This window comes from Mucilaginibacter sp. P1_A3 (assembly GCF_056406855.1).
This window is the reverse complement of sequence record NZ_JBFTZJ010000011.1, coordinates 133,439-149,736: the sequence shown is the minus strand read 5'-3', so window position 1 is coordinate 149,736 and position 16,298 is coordinate 133,439. Positions and strand designations below refer to the sequence as shown.

General features: G+C 41.0%; 16 protein-coding genes. 10 read left to right on the top strand and 6 right to left on the bottom strand.

Annotation, left to right across the window (positions count from 1 at the left end):
- The first annotated feature begins 7 nt into the window (after nucleotides 1–7).
- Both AC1D0K_RS23320 and AC1D0K_RS23315 read left to right on the top strand, forming a co-directional pair.
- Nucleotides 8–244 (top strand): hypothetical protein, encoded by a 237-nt coding sequence (locus tag AC1D0K_RS23320; protein WP_477392208.1) that lies wholly within the window; start codon nucleotides 8–10, stop codon nucleotides 242–244.
- A 71-nt stretch (nucleotides 245–315) separates the two neighbouring features.
- Nucleotides 316–2,136, top strand: a complete 1,821-nt coding sequence (locus AC1D0K_RS23315) for a DNA polymerase III subunit gamma/tau (RefSeq protein ID WP_477442147.1) — start codon at nucleotides 316–318, stop codon at nucleotides 2,134–2,136.
- A gap of 116 nt (nucleotides 2,137–2,252) precedes the next feature.
- On the opposite strand, the gene AC1D0K_RS23310 is transcribed toward AC1D0K_RS23315, so the two are convergent.
- Complete coding sequence (locus tag AC1D0K_RS23310; protein ID WP_295714266.1) at nucleotides 2,253–2,708, bottom strand: hypothetical protein; 456 nt, start codon at nucleotides 2,706–2,708, stop codon at nucleotides 2,253–2,255.
- Nucleotides 2,709–2,798: 90 nt separating this feature from the next.
- Entirely contained in the window at nucleotides 2,799–3,506 is a 708-nt protein-coding gene (locus AC1D0K_RS23305; RefSeq protein ID WP_477392206.1) for a hypothetical protein, read from the bottom strand.
- 209 nt (nucleotides 3,507–3,715) lie between these two features.
- Between AC1D0K_RS23305 and AC1D0K_RS23300 the strand changes: the two genes are divergently transcribed.
- Complete coding sequence (locus AC1D0K_RS23300) at nucleotides 3,716–4,945, top strand: NADP-dependent isocitrate dehydrogenase (protein WP_295714259.1); 1,230 nt, start codon at nucleotides 3,716–3,718, stop codon at nucleotides 4,943–4,945.
- Between the two features lie 173 nt (nucleotides 4,946–5,118).
- On the opposite strand, the gene tyrS is transcribed toward AC1D0K_RS23300, so the two are convergent.
- Nucleotides 5,119–6,402, bottom strand: coding sequence for a tyrosine--tRNA ligase (gene tyrS, locus AC1D0K_RS23295; protein ID WP_295714257.1), 1,284 nt, complete (start codon nucleotides 6,400–6,402; stop codon nucleotides 5,119–5,121).
- A gap of 168 nt (nucleotides 6,403–6,570) precedes the next feature.
- Between tyrS and AC1D0K_RS23290 the strand changes: the two genes are divergently transcribed.
- Nucleotides 6,571–7,242 carry an ACP phosphodiesterase gene (locus AC1D0K_RS23290; protein ID WP_477392204.1) on the top strand — a complete coding sequence of 224 codons (672 nt, stop codon included), beginning with the start codon at nucleotides 6,571–6,573 and terminating at the stop codon, nucleotides 7,240–7,242.
- Nucleotides 7,243–7,250: 8 nt separating this feature from the next.
- On the opposite strand, the gene AC1D0K_RS23285 is transcribed toward AC1D0K_RS23290, so the two are convergent.
- Nucleotides 7,251–7,550: a hypothetical protein gene (locus tag AC1D0K_RS23285; RefSeq protein ID WP_477392203.1), complete on the bottom strand. Its 300-nt coding sequence runs from the start codon at nucleotides 7,548–7,550 to the stop codon at nucleotides 7,251–7,253.
- A gap of 208 nt (nucleotides 7,551–7,758) precedes the next feature.
- On the opposite strand from AC1D0K_RS23285, the gene rpsA reads away from it, so the two are divergent.
- From rpsA to AC1D0K_RS23255, 6 genes are all read left to right on the top strand, one after another.
- Nucleotides 7,759–9,750, top strand: a complete 1,992-nt coding sequence (rpsA, locus tag AC1D0K_RS23280) for a 30S ribosomal protein S1 (protein ID WP_295714306.1) — start codon at nucleotides 7,759–7,761, stop codon at nucleotides 9,748–9,750.
- Nucleotides 9,751–9,858: 108 nt separating this feature from the next.
- Nucleotides 9,859–10,248, top strand: coding sequence for a hypothetical protein (locus tag AC1D0K_RS23275; protein WP_477392202.1), 390 nt, complete (start codon nucleotides 9,859–9,861; stop codon nucleotides 10,246–10,248).
- 27 nt (nucleotides 10,249–10,275) lie between these two features.
- The gene (locus AC1D0K_RS23270) at nucleotides 10,276–10,671 is read left to right on the top strand and encodes an ACT domain-containing protein (protein ID WP_477392201.1); all 396 of its coding nucleotides are present in this window, start codon (nucleotides 10,276–10,278) and stop codon (nucleotides 10,669–10,671) included.
- Between the two features lie 456 nt (nucleotides 10,672–11,127).
- The gene (gene pyrR, locus AC1D0K_RS23265) at nucleotides 11,128–11,676 is read left to right on the top strand and encodes a bifunctional pyr operon transcriptional regulator/uracil phosphoribosyltransferase PyrR (RefSeq protein ID WP_295714248.1); all 549 of its coding nucleotides are present in this window, start codon (nucleotides 11,128–11,130) and stop codon (nucleotides 11,674–11,676) included.
- A gap of 142 nt (nucleotides 11,677–11,818) precedes the next feature.
- Nucleotides 11,819–12,745 (top strand): aspartate carbamoyltransferase catalytic subunit, encoded by a 927-nt coding sequence (locus tag AC1D0K_RS23260; protein ID WP_090467170.1) that lies wholly within the window; start codon nucleotides 11,819–11,821, stop codon nucleotides 12,743–12,745.
- A gap of 53 nt (nucleotides 12,746–12,798) precedes the next feature.
- The gene (locus AC1D0K_RS23255; protein ID WP_477442145.1) at nucleotides 12,799–14,238 is read left to right on the top strand and encodes a serine hydrolase domain-containing protein; all 1,440 of its coding nucleotides are present in this window, start codon (nucleotides 12,799–12,801) and stop codon (nucleotides 14,236–14,238) included.
- 113 nt (nucleotides 14,239–14,351) lie between these two features.
- Here AC1D0K_RS23255 and AC1D0K_RS23250 read toward each other — a convergent pair whose 3' ends face one another.
- Both AC1D0K_RS23250 and AC1D0K_RS23245 read right to left on the bottom strand, forming a co-directional pair.
- Entirely contained in the window at nucleotides 14,352–15,227 is an 876-nt protein-coding gene (locus tag AC1D0K_RS23250; protein WP_477392199.1) for an alpha/beta fold hydrolase, read from the bottom strand.
- Between the two features lie 356 nt (nucleotides 15,228–15,583).
- Nucleotides 15,584–16,282 carry a head GIN domain-containing protein gene (locus tag AC1D0K_RS23245; RefSeq protein ID WP_477392198.1) on the bottom strand — a complete coding sequence of 233 codons (699 nt, stop codon included), beginning with the start codon at nucleotides 16,280–16,282 and terminating at the stop codon, nucleotides 15,584–15,586.
- Between the last annotated feature and the right edge of the window lie 16 nt (nucleotides 16,283–16,298).

Sequence of the window (16,298 nt, the reverse complement as noted above, 5' to 3'; positions counted from 1 at the left end):
ATTGATTATGCAGCTTACAGAAAGTGAGATTTTAATTGGCGATTTTTTTTTGAATAAAACAGTTATGTTGTCTCCCGGTGGTAGTGACCGGGCTATTGAGGGAGACTGGGATGATGAAGATGATGAGGATTTTGACGATCGGCTTGACGCCGAGAATGACCTGCATGAGATAAGGGTGGGGAATAACACTTATGAACCCGATCCGGAGGATGATGATCACCTGCCGGATGATGATCTCCAGTAACCAATAAGCAATATCTTAACATTCATGTTTTGGTGCTTTAACTTAAAGCATTTTCTTGTTAACTTCGTGCTGTGGATAATTTCATTGTTTCGGCCCGTAAATATCGCCCGGCTACTTTTGAAACCGTTGTTGGTCAGCAACATATAACCAATACGCTCAAAAATGCCATTAAAAATAACCAGTTGGCGCAGGCATTTTTGTTCTGCGGTCCGCGTGGGGTGGGCAAAACCACCTGTGCGCGTATATTGGCCAAAACCATTAACTGTACCAATTTACAGCCCAATGGAGAGGCCTGTGGCGAATGTCCCTCATGCAAAGCTTTTGAAAACGGTAATTCTTTTAACGTACATGAGCTTGATGCGGCATCCAATAACTCGGTTGATGATATTCGTAGTTTAATTGAGCAGGTGCGCATACCGCCACAGGCTGCCCGGTACAAGGTGTATATTATTGATGAGGTACACATGCTATCGCAGGCGGCATTTAACGCGTTCCTGAAAACGCTGGAAGAGCCACCTCATTACGCCATATTTATATTAGCCACTACCGAGAAGCATAAAATACTGCCCACTATACTTTCGCGTTGCCAGATATTTGATTTTAACCGCATCAGGGTTGATGATATGGCCGGCCACCTGGCATCCATTGCCGGTAAAGAAAACATCAGCTATGAAACCGATGGCTTGCACATTATAGCCCAAAAGGCCGATGGTGGCTTAAGAGATGCCTTATCGATGTTTGATCAGATTGTTAGTTTTTCGGGCGGTAAGGTAACCTACCGTTCTGTTATTGATAACCTGAACATACTTGATTATGACTATTACTTCAACATAACCGAAAGCCTGCTTAAAGAGGATACGGCAAAGGTGTTGTTGTTTTTTGATGAGATCTTGTCACGTGGTTTTGATGGGGCGCATTTTATTGCCGGTTTAAGCGAACATTTCCGTAACCTGCTGGTAAGCAAGGATCAATCCACATTAAAATTACTGGAAGTAAGCGAGGGCATCAAGAATAAATACCTGCAGCAATCACAGGCAGGTTCGGTGTCATTCCTGCTCTCTGCCATGAATATCGCCAACCAATGCGATGTTAGTTATAAGCTAAGTAAAAATCAGCGATTGCAGGTTGAGCTAGCCTTGCTCAAGATGTGCCATTTGCCATCAGCCTTTAATATGGCTACCACGCCGCTAAACGCAACGCCCTTCGCAGAAGGGTCATTAAAAAAAAAACCTGATACCACAGCAATAGCACCGGCGCAGGAGTCTAAGATTATTCATGAAACGGGTGTATTAAACGATGCACCCCCGGTTTATAATAAAACTGCACAGCCTTCGGTTAATAAGCCCGAGCCTGTAACTTCTTCAGCACCGGTAAAGGAAGCTGCTCCTGTTATAACCGAAAAGCCTAAAATATTTATCCCAAGTCCCAGTTTAGGTTCTTTATCTATCCCCTCTTTAACAGACACCGGCAAAACCGAGGAGGAATTGCTTGAAGAGGAAGATCCCTACCTAAAGGGCGATGCCCGGGAGGATTTTACCATGGATAGTTTTTTGCGATACTGGAGCGATTTTGCCGCTAAAGTAAAGGCCGATGGTAAGAAAAACCTGGTTACCATTTTTACCTCAAACGCTCCACGCATGATAAAACCGTATGAGTTTGAGATTTTGGTAGGCAATAAGGTGCAGGAAAACATATTTAAAGAGGAGCGGCCCGAAATGCATAATTTTTTACGGGCCAAGCTAAACAACTTCACTATTGAGGTAAATGCGCGGGTTGATGAACAGAAGGTTGTACGCAAGCCTTATACAACGAGCGAAAAATTTCAGCACATGGTATCACGCAATCCGCAGTTGATGGACTTGCGTAATCGTTTCAATCTTGATCTGGATTGATTTTTATACGCAGTAATAAGAAAACTGAAAATTGTACAAAACAGAACAGACTTTACCTGTTTCTGAATAAAAGGCACAAAAAGTGACTGTTTTTGTACTCAGAAAGTAGTCTCTTTTTATTTAAAAAAGGTATCATTCTTAGGGTAGCCTTCTTCATCCAGATCATCCCTGTCATCTTCTGGCGTATGAGCCAGCGCAGCGTCTACAGGGTCAACTTCTGTAATATTGCCATTGTCAATGTGCATAGCCAAATCATCTACATCTGTTTCTATTGATCTTTTTTCAGAGTATTCGCCATCGGCAGTATCGTAAGGATTCGCTTCATCATAAGTGGAGTTCATATCCTCGCCGTTTTTTACTGATGTTTTGTATGGATCGGGATGGTAGTAATCGGGGTCGTCGCTTTTTACATCATATTCAAAGCTATCCTCGTCGGCGTTATAGCTCAGGTCTTCCTCTTCCACTGTAGTTTCATCCAGGTCATCTTTCAATGTCCTGTCCCCGTCATTGCTGTTATCAGTTAATGCATCGTCATCATCTTCGTAGCCGGGATCAATATTCAAGTTATTCATAAGCTTTGAATTTTATATTAAATATACAGAAAAAACCTTGCCAAAAAATCAACAGAATGCCACTAAAATAAAAATAAAATAAGCCTGTGGTTAATAATGAATTTGTTTACGATAGGACGTTACTCCGCCAATTGCAAATTTTACACCTATGGTTAGTTGCGCGTAAGCATCTTTATTGGAAGCCTGCGTGCTGTAGCCATCCAGGTTGTCACTAAATACAAAATTATACTGATACCCAATATCAATTTTAACGCTGGGCTGGTTATAATCATTATAAATCTTAAACTCATAACCAAGCCTTGCAGGTATAAATAATGCTTGTGCATTATTATCGCCAACTGCATAAGCAGGGTTTCGTTTGTCAAGACTTTTGGCTACTATATGGTTGGCAATGTAGCCTACACCGGTAGATACATACCAGTTTTTCATCACATTCATAAAAGGGCTTGCGGAGTAATCTATAAATTCGCCGGCCTGTAACTGTGCCCTGAATAAAAAAGATGTAAAATGATTTTCAAACTGCCTGCCCGATGAGGATTTAACAGAATCCCCACCCTCTAAACGGCCAACCTGCAGTTCCAATACATAGTTAACATACGGAGATTGGTTGTAATTGAAATTAAAGTGGATGGAGGGTGCAATTCTAAGTGTATTTACATCGGCCATAACAGCAGTATTAAGACCAACAGCTGTACCAATGTCATACTGGGCGTAATCATACCCGATTTGCGCTTTTGCCAAAAATGAAGTTGTACACAGGGATAATATCAGGGTGATCTTTGCTATTAGTTTTACCATAATGAAGCAACCGGGCTTTGGTTTAGCAACCGGCTTGGGTTATTAACGTTTAATTTTATAAAAATAGCATCATTGTTTATAAAAACAATAAACTGTGTTAATAAATCGTCAGGATTATCAAATCAATTATTTTCATATGCTATTTAGTTAATTTGATAAACTCAAATTAATATATTTGAAGCCATTTAAATAAAACAACAACATCAGATATGTCAAAAATTAAAGTAGAAAATCCGGTAGTTGAGCTGGATGGCGATGAAATGACCCGGATAATCTGGAAATTCATCAAAGACAAATTAATTACCCCTTACCTTGATCTGGATATAAAATACTATGACCTTGGTATTGAGTATCGCGATGAAACCAACGATCAGGTTACCGTTGATGCCGCAAATGCTATTTTAAAATATGGCGTAGGTATAAAATGCGCAACCATTACTCCCGATGAGCAGCGTGTTGAAGAGTTTGGCTTAAAACAAATGTGGCGTTCGCCAAACGGAACTATCCGTAATATATTGGATGGTACTGTTTTCCGTGAGCCAATTGTTATGGCAAATGTTCCGCGTTTGGTACCAAACTGGACAGCTCCAATTTGTATTGGCCGTCATGCTTTTGGCGATCAGTACCGTGCTACAGATTTTGTAACCAAAGGCAAAGGTAAATTAACCATTACCTTCACCCCGGAAGATGGAGCTGCAGAGCAATCATTTGAAGTGTATAATTTTAAAGGCGATGGTGTAGCTTTGGCTATGTACAACACCGATGAATCAATAAAGGGTTTTGCACATGCGTGCTTTAACCAGGCATTGATGAAAGGCTGGCCTTTATACTTATCAACCAAAAATACTATCCTTAAAAAATACGACGGTAGGTTTAAAGATATCTTTGAAGCCATTTACCAGGAAGATTATAAACAAAAGTTTGCTGATGCGGGCATCACGTATGAGCACCGTTTAATTGATGACATGGTTGCATCGGCCTTAAAATGGAACGGTAACTTTGTTTGGGCTTGTAAAAACTATGATGGCGACGTACAATCAGATACTGTAGCACAAGGCTTTGGTTCATTAGGATTAATGACTTCAACCCTGGTTACACCAGATGGTACAGTAATGGAAGCTGAAGCTGCCCATGGTACCGTTACACGTCACTATCGTGAGCACCAGGCAGGTAAACCAACCTCAACAAATCCAATTGCATCAATTTTTGCTTGGACAAGAGGTTTGGAATTCCGTGGCTTACTGGATAACAACCAGGAACTGATTGACTTTTGCAAAGCGTTGGAAGAAGTTTGTATTGAAACTGTTGAAAGCGGTAAAATGACAAAAGATTTGGCCATCACTATTAAACCAAAAGTTGAGCATGGTACAGATTATTTATATACCGAAGAGTTTTTAGCTGCAATTGATGAAAATCTGAAAGCAAAGCTTGGTAAGTAATCATATTTAACCAAAAATGAAAGAAGCTGTCTCCAAAAGGGCAGCTTCTTTTGTTTTTGGGATGTTTTATAATTGGAAAATGCCGGGGATGGATATAATCTCATGTGATCCATATAAAAAAAGAAGCCGCCTCATTGATTTATGAGGCGGCTTCTTTTTTGTAATAGATAAATCTACTCTGCAATTATCAGGAAGTAGTTCTTTTTGCCTTTTTGTGCAACAAGAAACTTTCCGTTAATTAATGAGTCTGTATGGTAAGTGTCATCTGCCGAAGCAATTTTTACTTTATTAATGGCTGTTCCGCCGCCCGCTATCATTTTTTTGGCTTCACCCTTTGACGGGAAAACCGAAGTTTTCGCAGCCAGCAGATCGGTAACATTTATACCTTCCTGTAATTCGGCTGCCGAAATAGTGTAATTAGGTACACCGGCAAACAGGCCCAGTACTTCGGCATCATTCAATTCGTTTAAAAATTCAATGCCGATGTTGCCAAACAAAAACTCCGACGATTTTATCGCTTTTTCGTATTCTGCTTCGCCATGTACACGGATGGTGATATCTTTTGCCAGGGCTTTTTGAAGAATGCGGGTATGTGGGGCTGCATCATGCTCAACTTCCCAGGCTTCAATAACCTCACGATCAAACAATGTAAATATGCGGATGTAGGCTTTGGCATCAACATCAGTGGTGTTTAACCAAAACTGGTAAAACTGGTATGGTGATGTACGCTCGGCATCCAGCCAAACCGCGCCGCTTTCTGTTTTTCCAAACTTGGTGCCATCAGCTTTCTTGATCAATTGGGTTGTTAAAGCAAATGCTTCGCCCGCATCTTTACGGCGGATGAGCTCGGTGCCGGTAACAATATTACCCCACTGATCGCTGCCGCCCATTTGCAGGGCACAGTTATGGTGTTTCCACAGGTAGTAAAAATCATATCCCTGTACCAATTGATAAGTAAACTCGGTGAATGACATACCGGTATCGCCTTCCAGGCGTTTCTTTACCGATTCTTTAGCCATCATATAGTTTACAGTGATGTGCTTGCCAACATCCCTTATAAAATCAAGAAAAGTAAAGCTCTTAAACCAATCATAATTGTTCACCATTTCGGCACTGTTGGCGCCGGTGTTAAAGTCAAGGAAACGGGTCAATTGTACTTTTACCGATTCCAGGTTATGATTCAGGATATCCTCTGATAATAAATTACGCTCCTGCGATTTGCCCGATGGATCGCCCACCATGCCTGTTGCACCGCCTACCAAAGCATAAGGCTTGTGGCCCGCGCGCTGAAAGTGGATCAGGGTCATAATTTGGGTTAAATGGCCTACGTGCAATGAATCGGCAGTAGGGTCAAATCCAATATATCCCGAAGTCATGCCTTTATTTAACATTTCTTCGGTACCCGGCATAATGGTATGCAGCATACCGCGCCAGGTTAGTTCTTCAACAAAATTCATATCAAGTGTTGTTTCAAAAGCTGCAAAGATATAAAGCTGAGCAAATTATTCACCATTGATGTATCATGAATAATTGTGTTAATGGTTAACTACAGGTAAATTCTATTTCAAATAATTACTTAATGTTTGTATATTGAGCAAAACGGGGTATTTTGCAACGTAGCGCTTATGAATTTTTTATCGCATTATTATTTCGACAAGCATACCAGTAATTGTTACCATGTATTGGGAACGGTGCTGCCCGACTTGTTGAAAAATGCCGATAAGCACATCATTCTGCACCCCGAAAAACTGCATCATGGTAATAATGAGGTTAATTCCATCATAACCGGCTGGAATAAACACCTGGCGGTTGACCGTTATTTTCACTCATCCGATTTTTTTTTAACTCACTCGCATGAATTAAAAAAGGCATTGCTGCCAGCTATTGAAGGCTCGCCGGTGAAGCCATTCTTTTTGGGGCACATCGCTTTGGAGCTCATCATTGATAATTTATTGCTAACTACCGGCAAAATAAGCGTTGATGATTTTTACGCGCAGTTATCTGGCTGTAAGCCCGGGATCATTGAGGAGTTTTTGACCTTCTCTGGCCTGGCAGACACCAGTGTTTTTTTTAAATTTTATGAAGGTTTTAAAAAAAGCCAGTACCTGCATACCTATGCCGAAACCCACCAGATAGCTTATGCCCTTAAACGCATCTGTATGCGGGTTTGGAAAGATCCCTTTACCCCGGAGCATGAAGCGCAGATGAACGGTGTTTTGGGCAATTACAGGGATTATCTTTTAGATAGTTTTATGGATATTTTTGAGGAGATAGAGGACAAATTGAATAATCTGTAACTCCCTTTTTACTTACCGTTGTTTATAATCTTCTTTAAGGCCTCAAAATCTTCATTTAATAATAGCTGATAAAGTTCTTCTACCTCCTGCCAGTTTGCAGCCTTGTAAGATAGTTCGGTATTTTCCACAACGCATATCATTTGCAGCCACTTATTGGTTTCCAGTATAATTTCCTCTTCTTCTGTGCCCACCCAAAATGCACCATGCTCATCATCCATTTGTTGAGTTTCGGCAATGGCGGTAATTATATCAGGCATACCAACATTATCTATGCTGTCGCCCCAGGCTTTTTGCAGGTATTTGATCATTTAATTAAGCATTAATTTATTGTTCCGGAAATTGTGTTGTATCAAAACAGGCATACTAAATTAGCGTATTTTGCTTTACCAGCACCTATTCTCCTCAAAAAGCCTTAAATATCAGTAATTAACATTAAAATATTCTTTTTTAAATAAAATTATGTCTGTACCTTTGCAGTCCCAATTAACAAATTGGGAAAAGGAGATAAATTATTTAATGGCAAAAAAACAAGAAGCAGAAAAAGAATTAAAAGCGAAAGAAGCTGAACTGGGTACAGTTACGGCGTCTGGCGAAAAAGAAACTATTGAATCAGAAGCTGATTCAATCTCTATCGAAGAGATCAAATCAAAAATTGCAGCTACACCAAGCGAAGATTTCGACTGGGATGCAGATGACAAAAAATTTGGTAACTACAGCGATAGCGACCGTGAGAAATTCGAGAAAATGTATGATGGAACTTTTAGCTCTATCACCAAAGGCGAAATCATCACTGGTACTGTTGTTAACGTTAACAACAAAGATGTAGTGCTGAACGTAGGATTTAAATCAGACGGTTTAGTTTCAGTATCGGAATTCCGTGATACACCTGATCTGAAGATCGGTGACACAGTTGATGTATTTGTAGAGTCGCAGGAAGATGCTAACGGTCAGTTAGTACTTTCACGCAAACGTGCAAAAACTCAAAAATCATGGGAACGCATTAATTCAGCACTTGATAATGATGAGATCATCACTGGTTTTGTTAAGAGCAGAACTAAAGGTGGTTTAATTGTTGATATTATGGGCGTTGAAGCCTTCTTACCAGGTTCACAAATCGATATTAAACCTATCAGGGATTACGATGTGTACGTAGGTAAAACAATGGAATTCAAAGTTGTTAAGATTAACCACGAGTTTAAAAACGTTGTGGTATCGCACAAAGTGCTTATCGAAGACGATTTGGAAAACCAAAAAACAGAAATTGTTGCTAAACTTGAAAAAGGACAAGTACTTGAGGGTACTGTTAAAAACATTACCGACTTTGGTGTATTTATTGACCTTGGTGGTGTTGATGGTTTATTGCACATTACTGATATTTCTTGGGGCCGTATTGAGCATCCACGTGAAATTCTTGCATTGGATCAAAAGATCAACGTTGTTGTTCTTGACTTTGATGACGAGAAAAAACGTATTGCTTTGGGCTTAAAACAATTAACTCCTCATCCTTGGCAGAGCCTTGACGAAGGTATCGTTATCGGTTCTAAAGTTAAAGGACGTATTGTTACTGTTGCTGATTACGGTGCATTCCTTGAAATCATCCCTGGTGTTGAAGGTTTGATCCACGTATCAGAAATGTCATGGTCACAAAACTTACGCAACCCTCAGGAATTCCTGAAAGTTGGTGATGAGATTGAAGCACAAGTGTTAACACTTGACCGCGACGAACGCAAAATGAGCTTAGGTGTTAAACAATTAACTCCTGATCCATGGCAAAATGCTGGTGAGAAATATGCTATTGGCACAACTCACATTGCTACAGTTAAAAACATGACCAACTTTGGTGTGTTTGTTGAACTGGAAGACGGCATCGACGGCTTAATTCACATTTCTGACTTATCATGGTCTAAAAAAGTAAATCACCCTAATGAATTCACTAAAGTTGGTGAAAAATTAAACGTGGTTGTTTTAGAACTTGATATCGATAACCGTAAATTAAGCTTAGGCCACAAACAGCTTGAAGAAAACCCTTGGGATACTTTTGAAACCATCTTCACTATTGATTCAATACATGAAGGTACCGTGTTAAAAGTAACAGACAAAGGTGCTATCGTAGCTTTACCTTACGGTGTTGAAGGCTTTGCGCCAACCAAACACCTGGTTAAAGAAGACGGCAAAAGCGTTAAAGCTGAAGAAGCTGCTGAATTCAAGATCATTGAATTTAACAAAGAAAACAAACGTATAGTTATTTCACACTCACGTATATGGGAAGAAGCTCGCGCTGATGCTCGTGTACAGGAATTTGAAAACCGCAAAAAAGAAGCAAAATCTGCAAGCAACGCGGTTAAAAAAGTGAAAGAATCAGTTGAGAAATCAACTTTAGGTGACCTTAGCGTATTAGCTCAGTTAAAAGAGCAAATGGAAGGTGCTGAAAACAAAGCCCGCAAGGCTGCGCCAGCCCCTGCTGCTCCAGCTCCGGCTAAAACAGCTGAACCTGAAGAAGAAGCATAAGCTTTAACTGAAGCATAATTTTACAAGCCCTTCCGAGAAATCGGAGGGGCTTTTTTTATGGAGCCTTAAGTTTGCTATTGATAATTGCTATATTTATTTCATCGAAATATGGAACAATCGTTAAGTAGAAATCAATTAGTAATTAACTGGTGGGCAAAAAGACGTTTCAAGTATAATAAGGGCTTAGTAATAGCGGGTATTAGTGCATTTGTTTTGTATGCTATATTGGCCTCCCTTTTAATAGAACCATATGACGAGGATTTTGAGATAACCTTGTTTACTATTGCTTTTCAAGGAATGGGTTACCTATTTATGATAGGGATAGCAAACCTGTTCTATTACCTCGGGCCGCTAATAGATTTGCTTATAAATAAAAGTGATGGTGATAAATTTAGAAGTGATTTATATAGATTGGGTTATTGGTTTTCTTTTGGATTGCCTTTTCTAATTCCCATTAGTATAGTTGTGCAGTACTTTGTTTTGTACGCAGGTAAATAATTTCCATCATAAATGTCACGAAATTTCATGCCCGGAGAAACCAACCTCAACACTTTATTAAAAAACATGACACCTGTTTTAAATGACGGTGATTATGTTTATTGTGCCATTTCAGATGTCGGTACTATAGATATCAAAGAGATCATCGGTTTATTTAAGGAAGGGGAGGCGACAACCGTTATTCTCAAAAAAAAAATCGCCGATCAACTCTATTTAAAATACGAATACATTGCCGCCTGGATAACCCTTACCATTCACTCCTCATTAGCAGCAACCGGTTTAACGGCTGCATTTGCCAATGCGTTGGCAGCAGAAGGGATTAGCTGTAATGTGGTTGCTGCATACTATCATGACCATATTTTTGTTGCCAAAGAAGATGCGGTGCGGGCGATGGAGTCTTTGAAGAAGTTGGCTGAAAGGTAATTTGTATAGTTCGCGATTGCTACGTAGCAATCTATGATAAGTTTGTTATTAAACGTATATGCATTTTAAAAAGGCCTGTCACCCTGAGCTTGTCGAAGGGTCGTGCGCAGAGGCCTTTGCCCACATGCTTCGACAGGCTCAGCAGGACAGCCCTTTTTTTAACGTCAGGTCATCTTTCAGAGTTTCACTAAATTTTATGGCAACCTATGATGTATTCGCAAAAAAACTTTTGTCATGCTGAACGCAGTGAAGCATCTATTATTCGCCATGCTTCTTCGCCGCGTAAAGTCTGAGAATAGATCCTTCGTCCCTCAGGATGACAAACTTTTTTTTAACACTTTAATGATATTCGTCAAAACAAGCATATCTTGATCTACTGTGAGTAACGGCCCCTTTTAAAACTCATCACCCAAAACTCAAAACTATTTGTTATTTTTGCCCAAATCCACCCATACGATGCAAAATCTTACACTGCTCGACGGTCAAAAATTTCAGATAACCATACAACGTTTATGTCACCAGTTAATTGAAAATCATAATGATTTTTCAAGTTCGGTATTGATTGGTATACAGCCCCGTGGCATTTATTTAGCCCGCCGCGTTGCCGAAGAATTACGTAAAATACTTCCCGGTAAAACAATAATGCAGGGCGATCTGGACATCACCTTTTACCGCGACGATTTCCGCAGACAAGGGTCACCACTGGTGCCCAATCAAACAAAAATAGATTTTATTATCGAAGGCAAAAAAGTGATCATGATGGATGATGTGCTCTGGACAGGGCGTACCATTCGCGCGGCCATGGATGCCATGCAAGCCTTCGGCCGGCCCGAGAAGATTGAGCTATTGGCATTAGTTGATCGCCGTTACTCACGTCATATCCCGGTAGCTGCAGATTATGTAGGAATTGAAGTAGATTCTATTGCGTCGCAAAAAGTAGTGGTATCATGGAAAGATACGGACGGTGAAGATAAGATAGTATTAATATCAGAGGGGCAAGATTAATAGGATATTAAATATGTCATTGCGAGGAACGAAGCAATCGCGACCTGTGCAGATTTACTCTGTATAGTATAGAGATTGCTTCGTGCCTCGCAATGACGGACATAAGATAATACGGAAATAGAAAATCCGAAATCAAAAAGAAATGGCAGGACTAAGCACAAGGCACTTATTAGGAATAAAAGATTTAAACCGGGCAGATATCGAGTTGATATTTGAAACGGCTGATACTTTTAAATCAGTTTTAAACCGACCGATCAAGAAGGTGCCGTCTTTGCGCGATGTAACCATTGCCAATATATTTTTTGAAAACTCTACCCGTACCCGTTTATCGTTTGAGCTGGCAGAGAAAAGATTATCGGCCGATGTGGTAAACTTTGCAGCTTCTTCCTCATCGGTAAGCAAGGGCGAAACACTGATAGATACCGTAAACAACATCCTGGCCATGAAGGTGGATATGGTGGTGATGCGGCATCCTTACGCAGGTGCCGGTATCTTCCTATCTAAGCACGTAAAAGCCCAGATTGTTAATGCAGGTGATGGCGCGCACGAGCACCCCACACAGGCTTTGCTTGACGCTTTTTCTATCCGCGAAAAATATGGGGATGTTGCCGGTAAAAAGGTAGTGATAGTAGGGGATATACTGCACTCACGTGTGGCCCTCTCAAACATCCTTTGCCTGAAACAATTAGGCGCCGAAGTAATGGTTTGCGGTCCGACTACGCTCATCCCTAAATACATCGGTTCCTTAGGCGTTAAGGTAGAGCATAACCTCATCAAAGCCCTTAACTGGTGCGATGTAGCCAATATGCTGCGCATCCAGCTGGAGCGACAGGATATTAAGTATTTCCCTTCGTTAAGAGAATACACCATGCTGTTCGGGTTGAATAAAACCATATTAGATTCGTTAGATAAGGAGATCACCGTTATGCACCCGGGCCCGATCAATCGTGGCGTGGAGATCACCAGCGACGTAGCCGACAGTAAACAATCAATCATATTAGACCAGGTGGAGAACGGTGTAGCTGTGAGGATGGCAGTGCTGTACCTGCTGGCCGGGCAAACACCGTAAAATATTGTACTATATTTTAACTGAACTCGTTTTCAGTGGTAAATAGTTGAACTATGCAGATGAAATTTAAATACTTCCGCCGCTTAAGTATTGTCGTTTTCTTTTTCTGGATAAGTTCAACCCCCGCTATGGCCCAAAGCCTTCAACAACGTAAAACCGATTCGGTATTTGCCTTGGTTAAAACCTATTTTAATCATAAGCGGGCCGATTCATTATACTCATTGGCCGGCGAAAGTTTCAGGAAGCAATTAAGCGAAGATGCTTTTCGTACGGTTGCCAATCAGCAATTGATCCCCCTGGGAGAAATGAAGGGATCGTCCTTAATCAGCTTTGTAAATAATAAGGTAGCTACCTATAAGGTAATCTTCAGCAGCGTTACCTTGCAGCTTCTGCTGAGCATCGATCAGGAAGACAAGATGGATATGCTGCTTTTTCAGCCATTTAAAGAGACCACAGCCCAAAGGATAGCGAAAGCCGCCACATCCAATAAAATGCTCACGCCTATGGATAAAAAGGTTGATTCGGCCGCAAGGGCTTACGTTGACCAGGAAAATACAGCGGGCCTGAGCATTGGTGTTTTAAAAGATGGCAAGATCAATACTTATGGCTATGGTGAAACCACTAAGGGCAACGGTAAATTACCGGATGCCAATACTCTTTTCGAGATTGGCTCCATCTCCAAAACATTCACTTCAACTATCCTGGCGTATGATGTAAACGAGGGAAAAGTAAAACTAACAGATCCCATTACCAAATACCTGCCCGATTCTGTTGCCGCCAATCCGGCACTTAAAGCGGTTACTTTACTCACTTTAAGTAACCATACTTCGGGCCTTGCGCGGATGCCGGATAATTTGAATCCGGCTACGGATCCATTGAATCCCTATAAGTTGTATGATAAAAAGCTGCTTTTCGCTTATCTGAAAACCTGTAAGCTCAATAGCGTACCCGGTGAGCAATATGCTTATTCAAACTTAGCGGTTGGTTTATTAGGAGAAATTTTAATGCAGATCAGCGGTAAAACCTATGATCAGTTGGTGGCAGATATTATCTGTAAGCCGCTCGGCATGAAAAGCACTGCTCAGCATTTAAACCCCGCGTTGCAGGCCCGTTTTGCCACCGTTTATAACGGCGAAGGTAATTTAACCCCGGCCTGGGATTTTGATGCCCTTGCACCCTGTGGCGCGCTGCATTCCTCATTAAACGATTTGATGATTTATGCAAAAGCCAATATGACGCCTCCCGGCAACAAGCCTGGCAAAGCACTGGAACTAACCCATCAAATAACCTTTAAAAAAGATGCCAAGCTGGGCCTTGCCTGGCATATCATCACGGTGAATGGGGTTGAATACATTTTTCATAATGGCGGTACCTTTGGCAGCAGTACATTTTTAGCTTTTAATAAAGAGAAAAACCTAGCCGTTGTAGTGCTCTCTAATTGCGGCGAAACGGTGGACGCTGTAGGCGTAAATATTTTGAAAATGCTGCAGTAAGAGATCCGTCCGAGTAAAAAGATGTGTACACAAAGCAAAAGTCCGTATAAAAATAAATAAATCCTTGTTGCGAGGTACCAATCAAGCCCAAACTTACAGCATATACGATTTTGTTATTTTAAAAAATCATCCAGGTAACCTATTATTATTTTCGTCTGCATCATTAGGCTGACATGCCCCTGCGAAGGAACAACGGCCAAATGCGATTTTGGCATCGGCGCCATATCGGCAGCTATTCCACCTCCCAGTAATTGGTAGGTTTTCATCAACTCCACTTTGTCCAGGCCATCATTGTCGCCCGATATAAGCAATACCGGTGAAGTAATTTTCGCAATATTGGCATCACCCACGTTAAAAGGTTCCCCGGCAAAAACAATCATTTTTTCTACGAACTTTGTCCATTTTGTTTTGTCGGGTGCTACTGCGTCATAGGCCACTTGCAGAGGAGTATTGTTAAAAAATTCAGGCTTAAAACCTTTAAACCCATTATTTACAACGGGCAGCCAGCCACCGGTTTTGTAGGTAGAAGAAATGATCACTAATTTTTTTACCCGTTTAGGGCTTTTTACTACCAACTGGTAGGCCACCGAGCCACCCATGCTATATCCTGCAACATCGGCGCTGTCAACTTTTAAGTGGTTCATTACTCCTTCCACATCACTTGCCAGGGTAGCAATGTCTAATTTTCTGTCCGAAAACGGGGTGTGCCCATGTCCCTGCAATTCAATAGCAATCACCTTTCTTGTTTTTGACAATTCGGGTATTAATTGTCCCCAATTCATCTCAATGGTCATAAAAGCACCATGCAGCAAAACGAGGGGCTTACCCTCGCCATATACCTCATAGTAAACTTTGATGCCATTAACAGGCGCATAGCCACTGTTTGCAGGTTTAAGCTGTTGGCCTTTAGACTGAAATACCGTAAAAAATAGAGTAGCGATTAATAGTCCCGGTTTGAGGACATTAAACCCTTTAATTGCTCTTTTCATAATGCGTTATTTAAATTGTTTTGATTTTATTGACAATACAAATATCGAAGGAATAAGAGGATTATAGGCGGTGTAAAAACGACATTTTGGAGGCGGATTATGACAGTAAACTGAAGCGGAAGTCATCCCGAATTTGTTTCGGGATCCCACAGGACAGGTGATCCGCATGAAGTACACTTAGCATGTGGGGTGCCGAAACAAGTTCGGCATGACATTGGGGATTAAATCGATGGCATTCCCCCTTCAGAATCAGCTTCTAAGATATAGGCAAAGTAATAATAATCCTGGAAATACTCATAAAAAAAAGGACCGCTTGTTTAAGCAGTCCTTTTATAATTAAAAACGAATAGTATCTTTTAGTCAACCTTATTTACTCTTCCAGATCCTGCGTAGTGTGTAGTTCCGGTTGTAGCATTGCCAGAATATTGTACGCTGCCCGAACCGGAAATGCTGGCTGAAACGGTTTTATCAGCAATTATATTTACACTGCCGGAGCCTGAAATTCTGGCTTCAACTGTTTGTGTTTTCAAATCTTTCCCGTTCACCTCGCCCGAGCCTGCGATATGTATATCAGCCGAGCTGGCGCTGCCTTTAATATCAATTGAACCCGATCCGCTGAGGCTTAAATCAAGCGTGCTGGATTTAACCGCTGTTTTGATATTGCCCGATCCGCTTAAGGCTACCCTGGCGTTTTGAGCGCTCATTACACCATCAACCGTAGTATTGCCCGATCCGCTGTTGCCCAGGTACGCTAATGTTTTTGCAGTAATATAGATATTGGCCCTTTGAATATTACGGTGATTTCTCCAGTGATCTTTAAACTCCACCTTCAACACACCGTTTTCTACTTCTGTTTTAATATCGTTTACCACATTGGCGTCTACATCAAGCTTAATGCTTTCAGTACCATCTATCTTTATAAATACATTAAACGGGCCGCCACAACTAACGCCGGTATATCCCGAAACATTTCTTGTAACTGTTTGTGCCGATGAATTAAAAGCCATGGACACAGTAAGCAGCAATGCCATTCCAGAGAAGATAAGTTTTTTCATGATCGCCTTTTTTCTT